Annotated in this window: 10 protein-coding genes; 3 read left to right on the top strand and 7 right to left on the bottom strand. The window is 72.1% G+C overall.

Going from position 1 to position 13,454, the window contains the following annotated elements; translation table 11 throughout:
• The first annotated feature begins 119 nt into the window (after positions 1-119).
• Positions 120-734: a DUF5753 domain-containing protein gene (locus OG711_RS24245; protein WP_073792790.1), complete on the top strand. Its 615-nt coding sequence runs from the start codon at positions 120-122 to the stop codon at positions 732-734.
• Between the two features lie 74 nt (positions 735-808).
• On the opposite strand, the gene OG711_RS24240 is transcribed toward OG711_RS24245, so the two are convergent.
• From OG711_RS24240 to OG711_RS24220, 5 genes are all read right to left on the bottom strand, one after another.
• Positions 809-1,798 carry a malate dehydrogenase gene (locus OG711_RS24240; RefSeq protein WP_329560393.1) on the bottom strand — a complete coding sequence of 330 codons (990 nt, stop codon included), beginning with the start codon at positions 1,796-1,798 and terminating at the stop codon, positions 809-811.
• A gap of 1,518 nt (positions 1,799-3,316) precedes the next feature.
• Positions 3,317-4,537: an XRE family transcriptional regulator gene (locus tag OG711_RS24235; RefSeq protein WP_329560391.1), complete on the bottom strand. Its 1,221-nt coding sequence runs from the start codon at positions 4,535-4,537 to the stop codon at positions 3,317-3,319.
• Positions 4,538-5,107: 570 nt separating this feature from the next.
• Entirely contained in the window at positions 5,108-6,328 is a 1,221-nt protein-coding gene (locus tag OG711_RS24230) for an NADP-dependent isocitrate dehydrogenase (protein ID WP_073792792.1), read from the bottom strand.
• A 306-nt stretch (positions 6,329-6,634) separates the two neighbouring features.
• Positions 6,635-7,372 (bottom strand): DUF3017 domain-containing protein, encoded by a 738-nt coding sequence (locus OG711_RS24225; RefSeq protein ID WP_329560389.1) that lies wholly within the window; start codon positions 7,370-7,372, stop codon positions 6,635-6,637.
• Positions 7,362-8,225: a bifunctional methylenetetrahydrofolate dehydrogenase/methenyltetrahydrofolate cyclohydrolase gene (locus OG711_RS24220; protein WP_073792793.1), complete on the bottom strand. Its 864-nt coding sequence runs from the start codon at positions 8,223-8,225 to the stop codon at positions 7,362-7,364. Before OG711_RS24220 ends, OG711_RS24225 begins: the two co-directional genes overlap by 11 nt.
• 275 nt (positions 8,226-8,500) lie before the next feature.
• On the opposite strand from OG711_RS24220, the gene OG711_RS24215 reads away from it, so the two are divergent.
• On the top strand, positions 8,501-9,154 hold the full coding sequence (locus tag OG711_RS24215) for a hypothetical protein (protein WP_329560386.1): 654 nt from the start codon (positions 8,501-8,503) through the stop codon (positions 9,152-9,154).
• Positions 9,155-9,251: 97 nt separating this feature from the next.
• Here OG711_RS24215 and purH read toward each other — a convergent pair whose 3' ends face one another.
• Together purH and purN are read right to left on the bottom strand one after the other, a co-directional pair.
• A complete protein-coding gene (gene purH / locus OG711_RS24210) occupies positions 9,252-10,832 on the bottom strand; it encodes a bifunctional phosphoribosylaminoimidazolecarboxamide formyltransferase/IMP cyclohydrolase (protein WP_329560384.1) in 1,581 nt (526 codons plus the stop codon).
• Complete coding sequence (gene purN / locus OG711_RS24205; RefSeq protein ID WP_073792796.1) at positions 10,829-11,446, bottom strand: phosphoribosylglycinamide formyltransferase; 618 nt, start codon at positions 11,444-11,446, stop codon at positions 10,829-10,831. The genes purH and purN overlap by 4 nt, the downstream gene beginning before the upstream one ends.
• Positions 11,447-12,080: 634 nt before the next feature.
• Here purN and OG711_RS24200 point away from each other — a divergent pair.
• Entirely contained in the window at positions 12,081-12,998 is a 918-nt protein-coding gene (locus tag OG711_RS24200) for a hypothetical protein (RefSeq protein ID WP_329563994.1), read from the top strand.
• Positions 12,999-13,454: the final 456 nt, after the last annotated feature.

The raw sequence follows: 13,454 nt of genomic DNA, 5'->3' as shown, positions 1-13,454 counted from the left end.
GTCCGCGCCGGTACCGCACGGGTGAACGGGGGCGCGTCCGGTCGGCCGGGCGCCGGATACGCCCGCAGCCCGGAGGACTTGATGTGCGCGGACGGTGCCGCCATGGGCATGGTGGAGGCATGACGACTCCTCAAGCCCGCGTCCACGAAGCCTGGTCCACGGTGCTGCGTAACGGAACCGGTCCGGTGCAGGACGGCTTCCTCGGGCTGGTCCAGCGGACGAAGGACTCCCGCCACTACTGTGCCGAACTCGTCTGGGGAAACCTCCAGACCGCCGACTACGCCCGTGCCGTTCTCCAGCGGGTCGTGAACTTCCACGGCGTCCCGGACGACATCGAGGCCGGTGTCGCCGCCCGCACCGCGAGGGCGGCGCTCATCGGGCGCGACGGACGCTCGTACCACACGCTTCTCGGCGAGCAGGCGCTGCGCGCCAGGTTCGGGGGCGTGGAGGTGATGCGGGGGCAACTCGCGCATCTGCTGGCGGCCACCGAACGTGCGGGGCTGCTGCTGGGGATCATCCCCTCACGGGCCGAGCTGGCCGGGCTCCCGGGGCACAGCTTCGGGATCTTCGACGGCAAGCTCGTGCATGTGGAGACCATCGCCTCGGGGCTGGACATCACCGACGAGGCGGACCTGGCCGTCTACGAGAAGGCGTTCGCGCTGCTCCAGCGGTCCGCCGTCTACGGTGACGCCGCCCGGGACCTCATCCGGGAGGAGCTGGCCGCGCTCCGGTGAGCCGGTCCGCCCCGGGCGTGACACCGCCCCCGGCGCCTGTGGCAGCCGGGGGCGGGGGTTCGTGCGGGCGCGGGTCAGAGGAGACCGAGGGCGCGGACCGCTTCGCGCTCCTCCGCGAGCTCCTGCACCGACGCGTCGATGCGGGCGCGGGAGAACTCGTTGATGTCGAGGCCCTGGACGATCTCGTACGCGCCGTCCTTCGCGGTGACCGGGAAGGAGGAGATGAGGCCCTCGGGGACGCCGTACGAGCCGTCCGACGGGATGCCCATGGACGTCCAGTCACCGTCGGCGGTGCCGTTGACCCAGGTGTGGACGTGGTCGATCGCGGCGTTCGCGGCGGAGGCCGCCGAGGACGCGCCACGGGCCTCGATGATCGCGGCACCGCGCTTCGCGACGGTCGGGATGAACTCCTCCGCCAGCCACTTCTCGTCGTTCACGACCTCGGCCGCGTTCTTGCCGCCGACCGTCGCGTGGAAGATGTCCGGGTACTGGGTCGCGGAGTGGTTGCCCCAGATGGTGAGGCGCTTGATGTCCGCGACGGTCGTGCCCGTGCGCTTCGCGAGCTGCGTCAGCGCGCGGTTGTGGTCCAGGCGGGTCATCGCGGTGAAGCGCTCGGCCGGGACGTCCGGGGCGGCGGCCTGGGCGATCAGCGCGTTGGTGTTGGCCGGGTTGCCCACGACGAGGACCTTGATGTCGTCGGCCGCGTGGTCGTTGATGGCCTTGCCCTGGGGCTTGAAGATGCCGCCGTTGGCCTCCAGCAGGTCGCCGCGCTCCATGCCCTTGGTCCGGGGGCGGGCGCCGACGAGGAGGGCTACGTTCGCACCGGCGAAGGCGACGTCGGGGTCGTCGCTGATGTCGATGCCCTGGAGCAGCGGGAAGGCGCAGTCGTCGAGTTCCATCGCGGTGCCCTCGGCGGCCTTCAGCGCCGGGGTGATCTCCAGGAGCCGCAGCTTGACCGGCACGTCCGCGCCGAGCAGCTGGCCTGACGCGATGCGGAAGAGCAGGGCGTAACCGATCTGGCCGGCCGCGCCGGTGACGGTGACGTTCACGGGAGTGCGGGTCATGGCGTTCTCCGTATGAGGCTGGCGGTGGGGCGTCCCTGCCCCGGATGCGGGACCCCACGCGGCGCGCGTCTGATCGATCATCGGTGCGGATGATCGATCTCTTGGCGTCAAGAGAGATCCGTCGGTCAGGCTATCGCGCCCCGGCCGTCACGGATGGGCTGGCCCCTGTGGCCCACCCCACAACGGGGTGCGGGGGCGGTGGGGCGGCTGAATCCCTGCTGTGGCCGTCCGGCGGGGTGGGGTTCCTCGCGCGGGGCTCATCACCCCCACAGGAGCGAGGCACGGCGGCCGTCCGGCCCGGAGGGGGGAGAACGGGGCGGACGGCCGCCCGGGGGGTGTGGCCACTCCCGTGGGGGTACTTCTCCGCTTGCCCCCGTCCGGGGGTTCCATGCGGGGGAATTTCCCGGGGATGCCGCCCGGGGTCCCGTGGGGTTCGGGGCGGGTTCGCGGCGTCCCTGGCCGGGTGTCCGTGCGGGTGCCTTCGGCTTGGATTCGGCTGAAAACGGGTCGCCTTCGCTCGCGCTTCCTAGGTCCCCTGTGCTGGGCGCATTTGTTCCTGTGCCGTCGCTCGTGGGGTGCGCAGTTCCCCGCGCCCCTGGGTTACTTGTGCCTGGCGTACTTGTCCCCGTGCCGTCGCTCCGTGGGTGCGCAGTTCCTCGCGCCCCTGGGTGCTGCCCTATTGCGGTTGTTCCTCGGGTGCGGGCTGTCCTTGTTTTTGCGCAGTTCCCCGCGCCCCTGGGGTTCCATACCTGGGCGTACCTGTACCTGTGCGGGTACTTCGGGGGTGCGCAGTTCCTCGCGCCCCTGGGTGCTGCCCCCTTGCGGTTGTTCCTCGGGTGCGGGTCCGCCCTCGTCTTCGCGCAGTTCCCCGCGCCCCTGGGGTTCCACACCTGGACGTACTTCCTGTGCGGGTACTTCGGGGGTGCGCAGTTCCTCGCGCCCCTGGGTGCTGCCCCCTTGCGGTTGTTCCTCGGGTGCGGGTCCGCCCTCGTCTTCGCGCAGTTCCCCGCGCCCCTGGGGTTCCACACCTGGACGTACTTCCTGTGCGGGTACTTCGGGGGTGCGCAGTTCCTCGCGCCCCTGGGTGCTGCCCCCTTGCGGTTGTTCCTCGGGTGCGGGGCCGTCCTCGTTTTTGCGCAGTTCCCCGCGCCCCTTTGGGGGCGCCCAACTGGGGCTGGCGATCAGACTGCGGGCTGTCAGGAAGCGGGGCCGGGGTTCAAGCACCCTCCTCGCGCAGTCGCAGGACTCACGTGAGGGGGTGGGCGGGAATCTCTGCTCGCAGACTCCGATGCTCTTCAGTCGGACCACTGGACGTGTTACCGAGCGTGTCGGATCGAGGACGGAGAATCCCGACCGGCACCGACCCGAAGAACAAGCCGGACGCGCCCCAAAGGGGCGCGGGGAACTGCGCACCCCACGAACGACCTGTGCGGGAACAAGTGCGCCCACCCGGACAGACCTCACAAGCGCAAGCAAAGGCGACCCGCACAGGGGGGAACCTCGGGCCGAGCTGGACAGCTACTCCGTGCAGGATTTGCGGGCCGTGGCCCGGACCGTCGCACACGCCTTCGCGTCGCCCGCCGCCCCGACCGCCACCATCGGCGTATACGCGTCCGTGTCCGCCGTGGCCTCGACCGTACTGGCCTGCTTGGCCGCGCCGGGGGCCGCGATGTCGATCCGGTCCCCGCCCGCGGCCTGCGTGATCCGCGCCCACGCGGCCCCGCACGTCTTGCTGTAGCGGACCTCGACGGTGGCCGTACCGACCCGGGCGGTCGTGGTCGTACGGGCCAGTTCGCCGCCGCACCCCATGGTCTCCGGGTCCTGACCGGTGCAGTCCTTGCCGCTGCACTCGACCCCGGCGGGCAGCACCGGCTTGCTGGGCTTCGCGGACGGGGACGGCTTCGCCTGGGCCCCGCCGTCACCGCCGCCGAGACCCGTCGCCCAGACGGCCACCGCGATCACGGCGAGCGTGCCGACGACCCCGGCGAGGAACATCGTGGTCCGCCGCTTGGTGCCGGACCCGGACCCGGCGGGGCCCTGGGGCGCGCCACCGCGCCCCGTGGACCGGTGTCCCCCGGGAGGTATCGCGCCGTTGGCGGCGGCCGGGTGGGAACCGGGACGGGCTCCGGGACGGGTCCCCGGACCGTTCGGCACGGCTCCGCCGAAGTGCCCCTGGTAGCGCACGCTCTCGAAGGTGACGTCGTTGCCGGAGGCGTCGGAACGGGCCGGGTCCGGGCCGGGGCGCGGAGCGCCGTCCGGGCGCCGGGCGCCCGGCGCCGCGTGCGCGCCGCCCCGCGCGCCGGGACGGCCCGGCCGTCCGGCGGGGGCGTCGGCACCCGCGGGACGGCCCCCGGGCGCCTTGTGGGCCCGGCCGCCGCGCTCCCGCGTGGGCGTGCCGCCGGTCTCCCCGAGCGCGGCCCGCGCCTGGGAGATCCGGATGGCCTCCATCGTCATGTCGTGGCGCATCTCGGAACGGCTCCAGGCGCGTTCCGCCAGCTCCCACATCGTCGTCAGATGGACCGGGTTGGTGCCGGTGACCTCGGCCAGTGCCACGATCGCGCCCTTCGGCGCGAGCAGCCGGCCGTTCAGGTACCGCTCCCAGGACGTCTTGCTGTAGCCCGTGCGGTCCGACAGCGCGGCGATACCCAGCCCACTGCGGTCGACCAGCCTGCGGAGCTGTCCGGTGAACTCCTTGACCTGTGGGTCCAGTTCCTCCGGGAGTTCCTTCCAACGAGGCATTGCGTCCCCCTATCCCCCGAACGTACGTGTACGTCCCTGTGCGTGACCCCGTGCCTCATCCCGTTCTGGTACCCACAGGGATGCCCGGAGCCGGGATGCCAGTTCCCGCCCAGGGGGCGCACGGAAGCGTTCGGACTTCCTTCGCCGCGCGCCTTGCGCGCGGGAAGTCCGCCGCCTGCGCGCCAGTGTCCCACCGCCCGGGGCGTCCGCGATACGGAACCCCGGGTTCTGATACCGGGCCGGGACACCCCGGCACCGTCCCGGTGACGCACCGTACGCGGCGGACACCCCAGGGACACACCTGGACCCACCTGTAAGCATCGGAAGGCCACATCGTGGCCTACCGGCGGTCACCGTACCGCGCCGGGGTACGCCCGCGGGGACCGTCCGCGTACGCCGGGCGCCCCCGCCGGACGGCTGTCCCACGCCGCGGACGGCCGTCCCGTCACCGCAAGCGCCCGGACACGGCGGTGGCCCGCACGCTCACGGGGAGCGTGCGGGCCACGGTGCGGGCGTCGGGGCCCGCAGGTGGCCGGACGGCGGACCGCCCGGCCGGAAGCCGGCGCCGGATCAGGCGGACGCCATCTTCTTCTGGAGGTTGGCGTCGAGCGCCTCCAGGAACTGCTCGGTGGTCAGCCACGGGCTGTCCTTGGAGATCAGCAGCGCCAGGTCCTTCGTCATCTGACCGCCCTCGACGGTCTCGATGCAGACCTGCTCCAGGGTCTCCGCGAACTTGGTGACCTCGGGGGTGTTGTCCAGCTTGCCGCGGTGGGCGAGGCCACGGGTCCACGCGAAGATCGACGCGATGGGGTTGGTGGAGGTCGCCTTGCCCTGCTGGTGCTGGCGGTAGTGACGGGTCACCGTGCCGTGCGCGGCCTCGGCCTCGACGGTCCGGCCGTCGGGGGACATGAGGACGGAGGTCATCAGGCCGAGCGAGCCGAAGCCCTGCGCGACGATGTCGGACTGGACGTCGCCGTCGTAGTTCTTGCACGCCCAGACGTAGCCGCCCTCCCACTTCAGGGCCGCGGCGACCATGTCGTCGATCAGGCGGTGCTCGTAGGTGAGCCCGGCCTTCTCGAACTGCTCCTTGAACTCCGCGTCGAAGATCTCCTGGAACAGGTCCTTGAAGCGGCCGTCGTAGGCCTTCAGGATCGTGTTCTTCGTCGACATGTAGACCGGGAAGTTCCGGGCCAGGCCGTAGCGGAAGGACGCGCGGGCGAAGTCACGGATCGAGTCGTCCAGGTTGTACATGGACAGCGCGACACCGGAACCCGGGAAGTCGTAGACCTCGCGCTCGATCGGCTCGGAGCCGTCCGCGGGCTGGAAGGTGATGGTGAGCTTGCCGGGGCCGGGGACCTTGAAGTCCGTCGCGCGGTACTGGTCACCGAAGGCGTGACGGCCGACGACGACCGGCTTCGTCCAGCCCGGGACCAGCCGGGGCACGTTCTCCATGATGATCGGCTCACGGAAGATCACGCCGCCGAGGATGTTGCGGATGGTGCCGTTCGGCGAGCGGTACATCTTCTTCAGGCCGAACTCCTCGACCCGCGCCTCGTCCGGCGTGATCGTGGCGCACTTGACGCCGACGCCGTACTCCTTGATGGCGTTCGCGGCGTCGACCGTGACCTGGTCGTCCGTGGCGTCACGGTGCTCGATGCCCAGGTCGAAGTACTTCAGCTCGACATCGAGGTACGGCAGGATCAGCTTGTCCTTGATGAACTGCCAGATGATGCGGGTCATCTCGTCGCCGTCGAGCTCGACGACGGGGTTGGCTACCTTGATCTTGGCCATGAGGTGGAACGTCCCTCTCGCGCTTCGGCTGGTCGGCGAGGTCCGCTGCGCGCTGTGCGCCGCGCAGGTGGTCCGGACTCGTCGCTCGGTCGGCTATGTATCTCGTCATCAAGATACTCGACCCCGCCTCGTTGAGGACAGCCCGGTCCACCCCTGGCCCGTTCCAGCCGTCCGGAAGTCCCCGTCAGGGCTCGCCCGCGCGCTCCCCCGACGGACTCCGGTGACCGTCCGTGGCCGTCCGTACCGGTGACCGCCCGTCGGGTCCCGGTGGGCCACCGGGACGGGACGGCTGCTGGGGCCGGACGGCTACTGGATCGTGAAGTGGAGCGTGTCCTCCAGGAACGGCACCACCAGCACCGGGTCCGGCTGGGTCATCAGCGCCAGCAGCACGATCGCGCCACCGAGCACCCCGTACGTGATCATGTCCGTGAAACGGGAACGGACGGCCAGCATCCCCACGGACGGCAGCGCCCAGCGCAGCAGCCCGCCGGTCAGCAGCCCGAGCCCGATGAGGACCGTGCCGACCCGGAACACATCGAGCCCGGTGAGCAGCAGTCCCACGCCGACCATGCCGAGCACGGTGAGCATCGGCCACTGACGGGCCGGGGCCGGGGCGTCGCCCGGGGCCGCCCGGCCGCCGCCCTCGGGCCGCGCGGTGTCCCGGGTGAGGGAGAACCGGCGGTTGCGGACCTTCGCGACCGGCGGCCCCTCGGTGACCCCGGGGGTTCCGGTGGTCCCGGGAGTCCCTGATTCGCCGGAGGGCTCGGTGTCGCCTGTGGCCTCGGCGGTCCCTGTGGCGTCGGTGTTCCCTGCGGTCCCGTCGGCCCCGGTGTCGTCGGAGTCGCCGTCCGCGCGCGTACCGGTACCCGTACTCGTGCCCGTATCGGTGCCCGTACCGGGGGCGGCTTCCTCGTCGGCACCCGTGCCCGGGTCCGTGACCTCAGGGGCCGGGGCCTCAGGGGCTGCCGGGTTCTCGTCCGGCTCGGGGCCGGGACCGGCGCCGGGAGCCGGGCCGGGGGCGGAGGCGGGGGTGTCAGCCGGCACCGTTCGTGTTCCGTTCCGCCGCCTCGACGACATTGGCCAGGAGCTGGGCGCGGGTCATCGGACCGACGCCGCCCGGGTTCGGCGACAGCCAGCCCGCGACCTCGGCGACACCGGGGTGGACATCGCCCACGATCTTGCCGTGCTCGTCGCGCGAGACACCGACGTCCAGGACCGCGGCGCCCGGCTTCACGTCCTCCGGCTTGATCAGATGCGGCACACCCGCCGCCGCCACGACGATGTCGGCCCGCCGCAGATGCGCGGCGAGGTCGCGGGTGCCGGTGTGGCACTGGGTCACGGTGGCGTTCTCGGAGCGGCGGGTCAGCAGCAGCGGCATCGGGCGGCCGATGGTGACCCCGCGGCCCACGACGACGACCTCGGCACCGTTGATCTCCACACCGTGCGCGCGCAGCAGCCGGACGATGCCGTACGGGGTGCAGGGCAGCGGCGCGGGTTCGTTGAGGACGAGTCGGCCCAGGTTCGTCGGGTGGAGGCCGTCCGCGTCCTTGTCGGGGTCCATGAGCTCCAGGACGCGGTTCTCGTCGATCCCGCGCGGCAGCGGGAGCTGGACGATGTAGCCGGTGCACGCCGGGTCGTCGTTGAGCTCGCGGACGACCGCCTCGATCTCCTCCTGGGTGGCGGTGGCGGGCAGTTCGCGCTGGAGGGAGGCGATCCCGACCTGTGCGCAGTCGCGATGCTTTCCGGCAACGTACTTCTGGCTGCCCGGGTCGTCACCGACCAGGACCGTGCCCAGTCCGGGCGTGACGCCCCGCTCCCTGAGGGCCGCCACGCGGACGGCCAGTTCGGACTTGATCGCTGCTGCGGTGGCCTTGCCATCGAGAATTTGGGCGGTCATGGGTTCATCTTCGCGGATGGCACGGGCCGGGTTCCAATCCGCTGCCCCGCCACCCGGCGGACGCCCCGGCGAGCTCTCTGTCACACCTTGGTGACCGGTGTTGCACTTGCACAACAGTGCGGGGCTCCGGGCTGGACAAATAAGCCACAGCTAAAGAAGCATGGGCGCACAGTGCCGCGGGCAGTGTCGGGGGGTACGGCCGCATCTGTAAAGAACTCCTTCCTCCGTGCAACGCCGCGTCGTCCCCAGCACCACCGACGGAGGAAGTAACCGCCATGAGCTTCGGCGACCCGAACAATCCCTACGGGCAGTCCGGATACGGCCAGCCCCCGCAGCCCCAGCAGCCCCAGCAGCCCGGCCAGCCCGACCAGCCCGGTTACGGCTACCCCCAGGCCGGACAGCCGCAGCAGCCCCAGCAGCAGCCGGGCCAGCCCGGTTACGGCTACCCGCAGGCCCCGCCCGTCTACCCCGGCGCGTACCCGGGCGGCATGGCGATGCCGATGGAGATGCCCGGTCTGATGAAGACCTCCCGGGTGCTGCTGTTCGTCCTGTCCGGCTTCCAGATCCTCGCCGGTCTGATCTTCGGGATAGCCGTCGGTGCCGCGCAGGACGTGTCGAACGGTGTCGGAGCCGGTGAGGAGACCGATGTCCTCGCGGGCCTCGGCTTCGTGCTCGCCGCCCTGTTCCTCGCGCTGGGCGCCCTGTCCATCTTCCTGGGCGTCAAGTTCTCCAAGGGCGGCTCGGGCATCCGCATCACGACCATCGTGTACGCGTCCCTGATGATCCTCGGCGGACTCTTCAACACCCTCGGCGGCCAGGGCGGCTCCGGCACCTTCGCCGGGATCGTCTCCCTGGTGATCGCGGGCATCATCCTCGCGTCGATGGTGAACAGCCAGGCGTCCGCCTGGTTCAACCGTCCCCGGTACTGACCGCGACGCCGCTCCGCACGGCGAAGGGCCGCGCCTCCCGCAGGGGATGCGCGGCCCTTCGCCGTGTCCGGTGACCGGGTGCGGTCACCGGATGCGGTCAGTGGAAGAAGTGGCGGGTGCCCGTGAAGTACATGGTGACCCCGGCCTTGCGCGCGGCCTCCACGACCTGCTCGTCGCGGACGGAACCGCCCGGCTGGACCACGGCCTTGACCCCGGCCGCGGTAAGGATCTCCAGCCCGTCCGGGAAGGGGAAGAACGCGTCGGAGGCCGCGTACGCCCCCCGCGCGCGCTCGGCGCCCGCCCGCTCGACGGCGAGCTTCGCGGAGTCGACGCGGTTGACCTGGCCCATGCCGACGCCGACGGAGGCCCCGTCGCGGGCCAGCAGGATCGCGTTCGACTTGACGGCGCGGCAGGCCCGCCACGCGAACGCCAGCTCGGCCAGCTCGCCCGGGGAGAGCGCGTCGCCCGTGGCGAGGGTCCAGCTCGCGGGGTCGTCGCCGTCGGCCTGGAGCCGGTCCGCGACCTGGAGGAGCCGGCCGCCGTCGATCTGCTTGACCTCGACGGGCGCGGCCGGCGCCTGGTGGGCGCGCAGCACCCGGATGTTCTTCTTGCGGGTCAGGACGTCCAGCGCCCCGTCCTCGTACTCGGGGGCGACGATGACCTCGGTGAAGACCTCGGCGACCTGCTTGGCCATCTCCTCCGTCACCGGCCGGTTGACGGCGATGACCCCGCCGAACGCGGACAGCGGGTCACAGGCGTGGGCCTTGCGGTGCGCCTCCGCGACGGTGCCGCCGATCGCGATCCCGCACGGGTTGGCGTGCTTGATGATCGCCACACAGGGCTCGTCGTGGTCGTACGCGGCCCGGCGCGCGGCGTCGGTGTCCGTGTAGTTGTTGTACGACATCTCCTTGCCGTGCAGCTGCTCGGCGTCCGCGAGGCCGCCCGTGCCGTCGGCGTAGAGGGCGGCGCCCTGGTGCGGGTTCTCGCCGTAGCGCAGGGTGCTGCGGCGCTCGAAGGTGGCGCCGAAGAAGTCGGGGAACGCGGTGTCGTCGACGGGCGCGTACTCGCTCGCGAACCAGGACGCGACGGCCACGTCGTAGGCGGCGGTGTGCTGGAACGCCTCGGCGGCCAGCCGCTTGCGGGCCGTCAGGTCGAAGCCGCCGCCGCGTACGGCCGCGAGCACGTCTGCGTAGCGGGCGGGGCTGGTGACGACCGCGACGGAGGGGTGGTTCTTGGCGGCGGCGCGGACCATGGAGGGCCCGCCGATGTCGATCTGCTCGACGCACTCGTCGGGGCTCGCGCCGGAGGCGACGGTCTCCCGGAACGGGTAGAGGTTGACGACGACGAGCTGGAACGGCTCGACGCCCAGCTCGGCGAGCTGCGCGCGGTGGGTGTCGAGGCGCAGGTCGGCGAGGATGCCGGCGTGCACCTTCGGGTGCAGTGTCTTGACGCGGCCGTCCAGGCACTCGGGGAAGCCCGTCAGGTCCTCGACCCGGGTGACGGGGACCCCGGCGGCGGCGATCCGGGCGGCGGTGGAACCGGTGGAGACCAGTTCGACGCCCGTCCCGTGCAGCCCGCGCGCGAGGTCCTCCAGGCCGGTCTTGTCGTAGACGCTGATCAGCGCCCGGCGGATGGCCACCTGCGCCCCCTCGGGGGTCTGCGTACCTTCGGCGGTCACGGGATAACTACCTTTCGTCCCTCGATCGAGAAGCCGTCGCGGGCCAGCCGCGAGACGACCTTGACGAGCAGTTCGCGCTCGACTTCCTTGATGCGCTCGTGGAGAGCGTCTTCGTCGTCCTCGTCCCGGATCTCGACCGCGCCCTGGGCGATGACGGGTCCGGTGTCGACGCCGTCGTCGACGAAGTGGACGGTGCAGCCGGTGACCTTGGCGCCGTACGCGAGCGCGTCACGGACGCCGTGGGCCCCGGGGAAGCTCGGCAGCAGGGCGGGATGCGTGTTGACGGTCCGCCCGCCGAAGCGGGCGAGGAACTCCTTGCCCACGATCCTCATGAACCCGGCCGAGACCACCAGGTCGGGCTCGTACGCGGCGGTGGCCTCGGCGAGCGCCTTGTCCCACTGCGCGCGCGAGTCGTGGTCCCGCACCTGGCAGACGAAGGTGGGCAGCCCGGCGCGGGCGGCGCGGTCCAGTCCGGCGATCCCGGTCCGGTCGGCGCCGACGGCGACGATCTCCGCGCCGTACGCCTCCGGTCCGGCGGAACCGATGGCGTCGATGAGGGCCTGGAGATTCGTTCCTGATCCGGAGACCAGCACGACGAGGCGCTTGGCGGCCACGGTGTGGGCCCTTTCTCGCGGGGGCGTTCGATGGTGCGGCGCGGTGTGAGCCGGGGGGTGGACCGCCCGTCGCCCGCGTCTTCGTACGTTCGCACGAAAGCCTGGCGTCCCCGGATACGGGGAACTCTACGAAGCGGCCGACCGCCAGCAACGATACCGCCATGTGGGCGGGGCCCAGGGGACGGGTCGGGGGCGGACGGCGGCGTCCGGGCGGGCCCGGCGGCGGGGGACGGGTGCGGTGCCCGCGGCGGGGACGGCCGTGGTTCCGTGGTCCCTGGGGCGGGGACGGCGCGTGACGCGCGTACGGCGGTCATGTCCCCGTGCCGGGGGACGGCGCGGGCCTGCGGCGGGAACGGTGCGCGACACGGGGGTCACGGCGGGTGCGGGAGCGCGGGCGGCGGGATCGGTGCCGCCGGGGCGGAACACCGGCCGGATGCCGTTCGTTGCCGGGTCAGCGGCGTGGTGTGTCCTGATGACAGGGGCCGTACGGTCGCGTATGTACGTGTGGCCCGTACCATCACTGAGATCCACCGTGATCGGCGGCGATCCGTCCGGGTCGGCCGTGCCCACCGTGTCCAGCACGTTCACCGAGCTGCACGGAATCGTGATCCACCGAGGGGAAGTCGCACATCTGATGCCGGAACCGAGCCTCCGACTCCTGCCGCAGCATCCGTGGCCCGCCGCGCCCGGGTCCCCGCGGAGCACCGTCCTGCTGCGGGACCGCGGCCAGACCGACCCGAAGGGGGCATCCGCGCCGCACGGTGGGGACTCCTCCGGGGGTACGGAGCCGTCCGGCCCGAGCGGTAACGGGTCCGGTTCCGGGTCCGACCAGGACAACCCGTTCGCTCCGCCGCCCGAGGGCAGCCCGGACAAGCCGTGGCGGCCCCGGCCTCCCGAGGGGTCCGGTGACGGCTCCGGCAAGGACGACCAGGGCCCGTGGGGCAACCAGTGGAGCGACCAGCAGCCCGGCAGGTCGGGCGGACGCTTCGGGGAGCGGCCCGGGCAGCAGGGCGGCGGGCAGGACGGGCCGCCGTCCGGGATGCGGTGGGACCCCGCGGACCCCGGGCAGCGGCGTGCGCGGTACGCGTTGCTCACGGGTATGTGGGCCTTCTTCTTCGCCCTGTTCAGCTGGCCCTATGTGGCGCTGCTGCTGGGGGCGCTCGCCGTCTACTGGGGGATCTCCGCCGTGCGGGGCGTCCCTGCGCGGGGCTCCGGCGACGCGGAGGCGGGGGGCCGCACGGCTCCCGCCACCGCCTCCGTCTTCGGCCCCGGTTCCGCTTCCGCTTCCGATGCGGGCAAGTCGCCCGCTGCGGCCGCCGGCTCCGGCTCCGCTTCCGGTTCCGGTGGGAAGCGGCCCCAGACCACCGCGGCGATCAGCGGGATCGTGACGGGTGGGCTCGCGCTCGCGATCGTCGCGGCGACCTTCACCGCGCAGCTGGTGTACCAGGACTACTACGTGTGCGCGCGGGACGCGTTGACCGTTCCGGCGGAGAAGTCCTGCGAGGACCTCCTCCCGAAGGACCTCCGCCCCCTCCTCGGCGTCGACGAGTAGTTCCGTCCACCCAACGCCCCAGGCCCCCGTCCGTCCCCTCCCGGGACCGACGGGGGCCTTCCCGTTGCCGGGGGGTTCGGGGGTTCCCTGTGCAGGTCGCCTTTGCTCGCGCTTTTGAGGTCTGTCCGGCAGGGCGTACTTGTTCCCGTACGGGTCGTCCGTGGGTGCGCAGTTCCCCGCGCCCCTAGGTTTCCTGTGCCTGGCCCACTTGATCCAGCTGGGGTGCTCGGTGGTTTTGCGCAGTTCCTCGCGCCCCTGGGGTCGCGCCCCTTGCGGTTCCCGTTCGGCTGCGGGTAGCCCGTGGTTGCTCGCGCAGTTCCCCGCGTCCCTGGGGTTCCCCGCGGCCCTTTGGGGGCGTCCGGCTGGGGCTGTCGTCCGGCTGCGGGCTCTCAGCAAACCGGGGGCGGGGTTCGAAGCACCCTCCTCGCGCAGTCGCACGGCTGCGGGAGGGGGTGG

Source organism: Streptomyces uncialis (assembly GCF_036250755.1).
GTDB classification, from domain to species: Bacteria; Actinomycetota; Actinomycetes; order Streptomycetales; family Streptomycetaceae; genus Streptomyces; species Streptomyces uncialis.
Note: the sequence above shows the minus strand (reverse complement) of the source record. Positions and strands in the feature narration are given on the sequence as shown.

Excerpts from the sequence above, each read along its gene's own strand:
- OG711_RS24215 (WP_329560386.1), top strand. The coding sequence starts at position 8,501 with ATGAGCTTCGGCGACCCGAACAATCCCTACGGGCAGTCCGGATACGGC.
- OG711_RS24235 (WP_329560391.1), bottom strand. The coding sequence starts at position 4,537 with ATGCCTCGTTGGAAGGAACTCCCGGAGGAACTGGACCCACAGGTCAAG.
- OG711_RS24220 (WP_073792793.1), bottom strand. The coding sequence starts at position 8,225 with ATGACCGCCCAAATTCTCGATGGCAAGGCCACCGCAGCAGCGATCAAG.
- OG711_RS24230 (WP_073792792.1), bottom strand. The coding sequence starts at position 6,328 with ATGGCCAAGATCAAGGTAGCCAACCCCGTCGTCGAGCTCGACGGCGAC.
- OG711_RS24245 (WP_073792790.1), top strand. The coding sequence starts at position 120 with ATGACGACTCCTCAAGCCCGCGTCCACGAAGCCTGGTCCACGGTGCTG.
- OG711_RS24200 (WP_329563994.1), top strand. The coding sequence starts at position 12,081 with ATGCCGGAACCGAGCCTCCGACTCCTGCCGCAGCATCCGTGGCCCGCC.
- OG711_RS24240 (WP_329560393.1), bottom strand. The coding sequence starts at position 1,798 with ATGACCCGCACTCCCGTGAACGTCACCGTCACCGGCGCGGCCGGCCAG.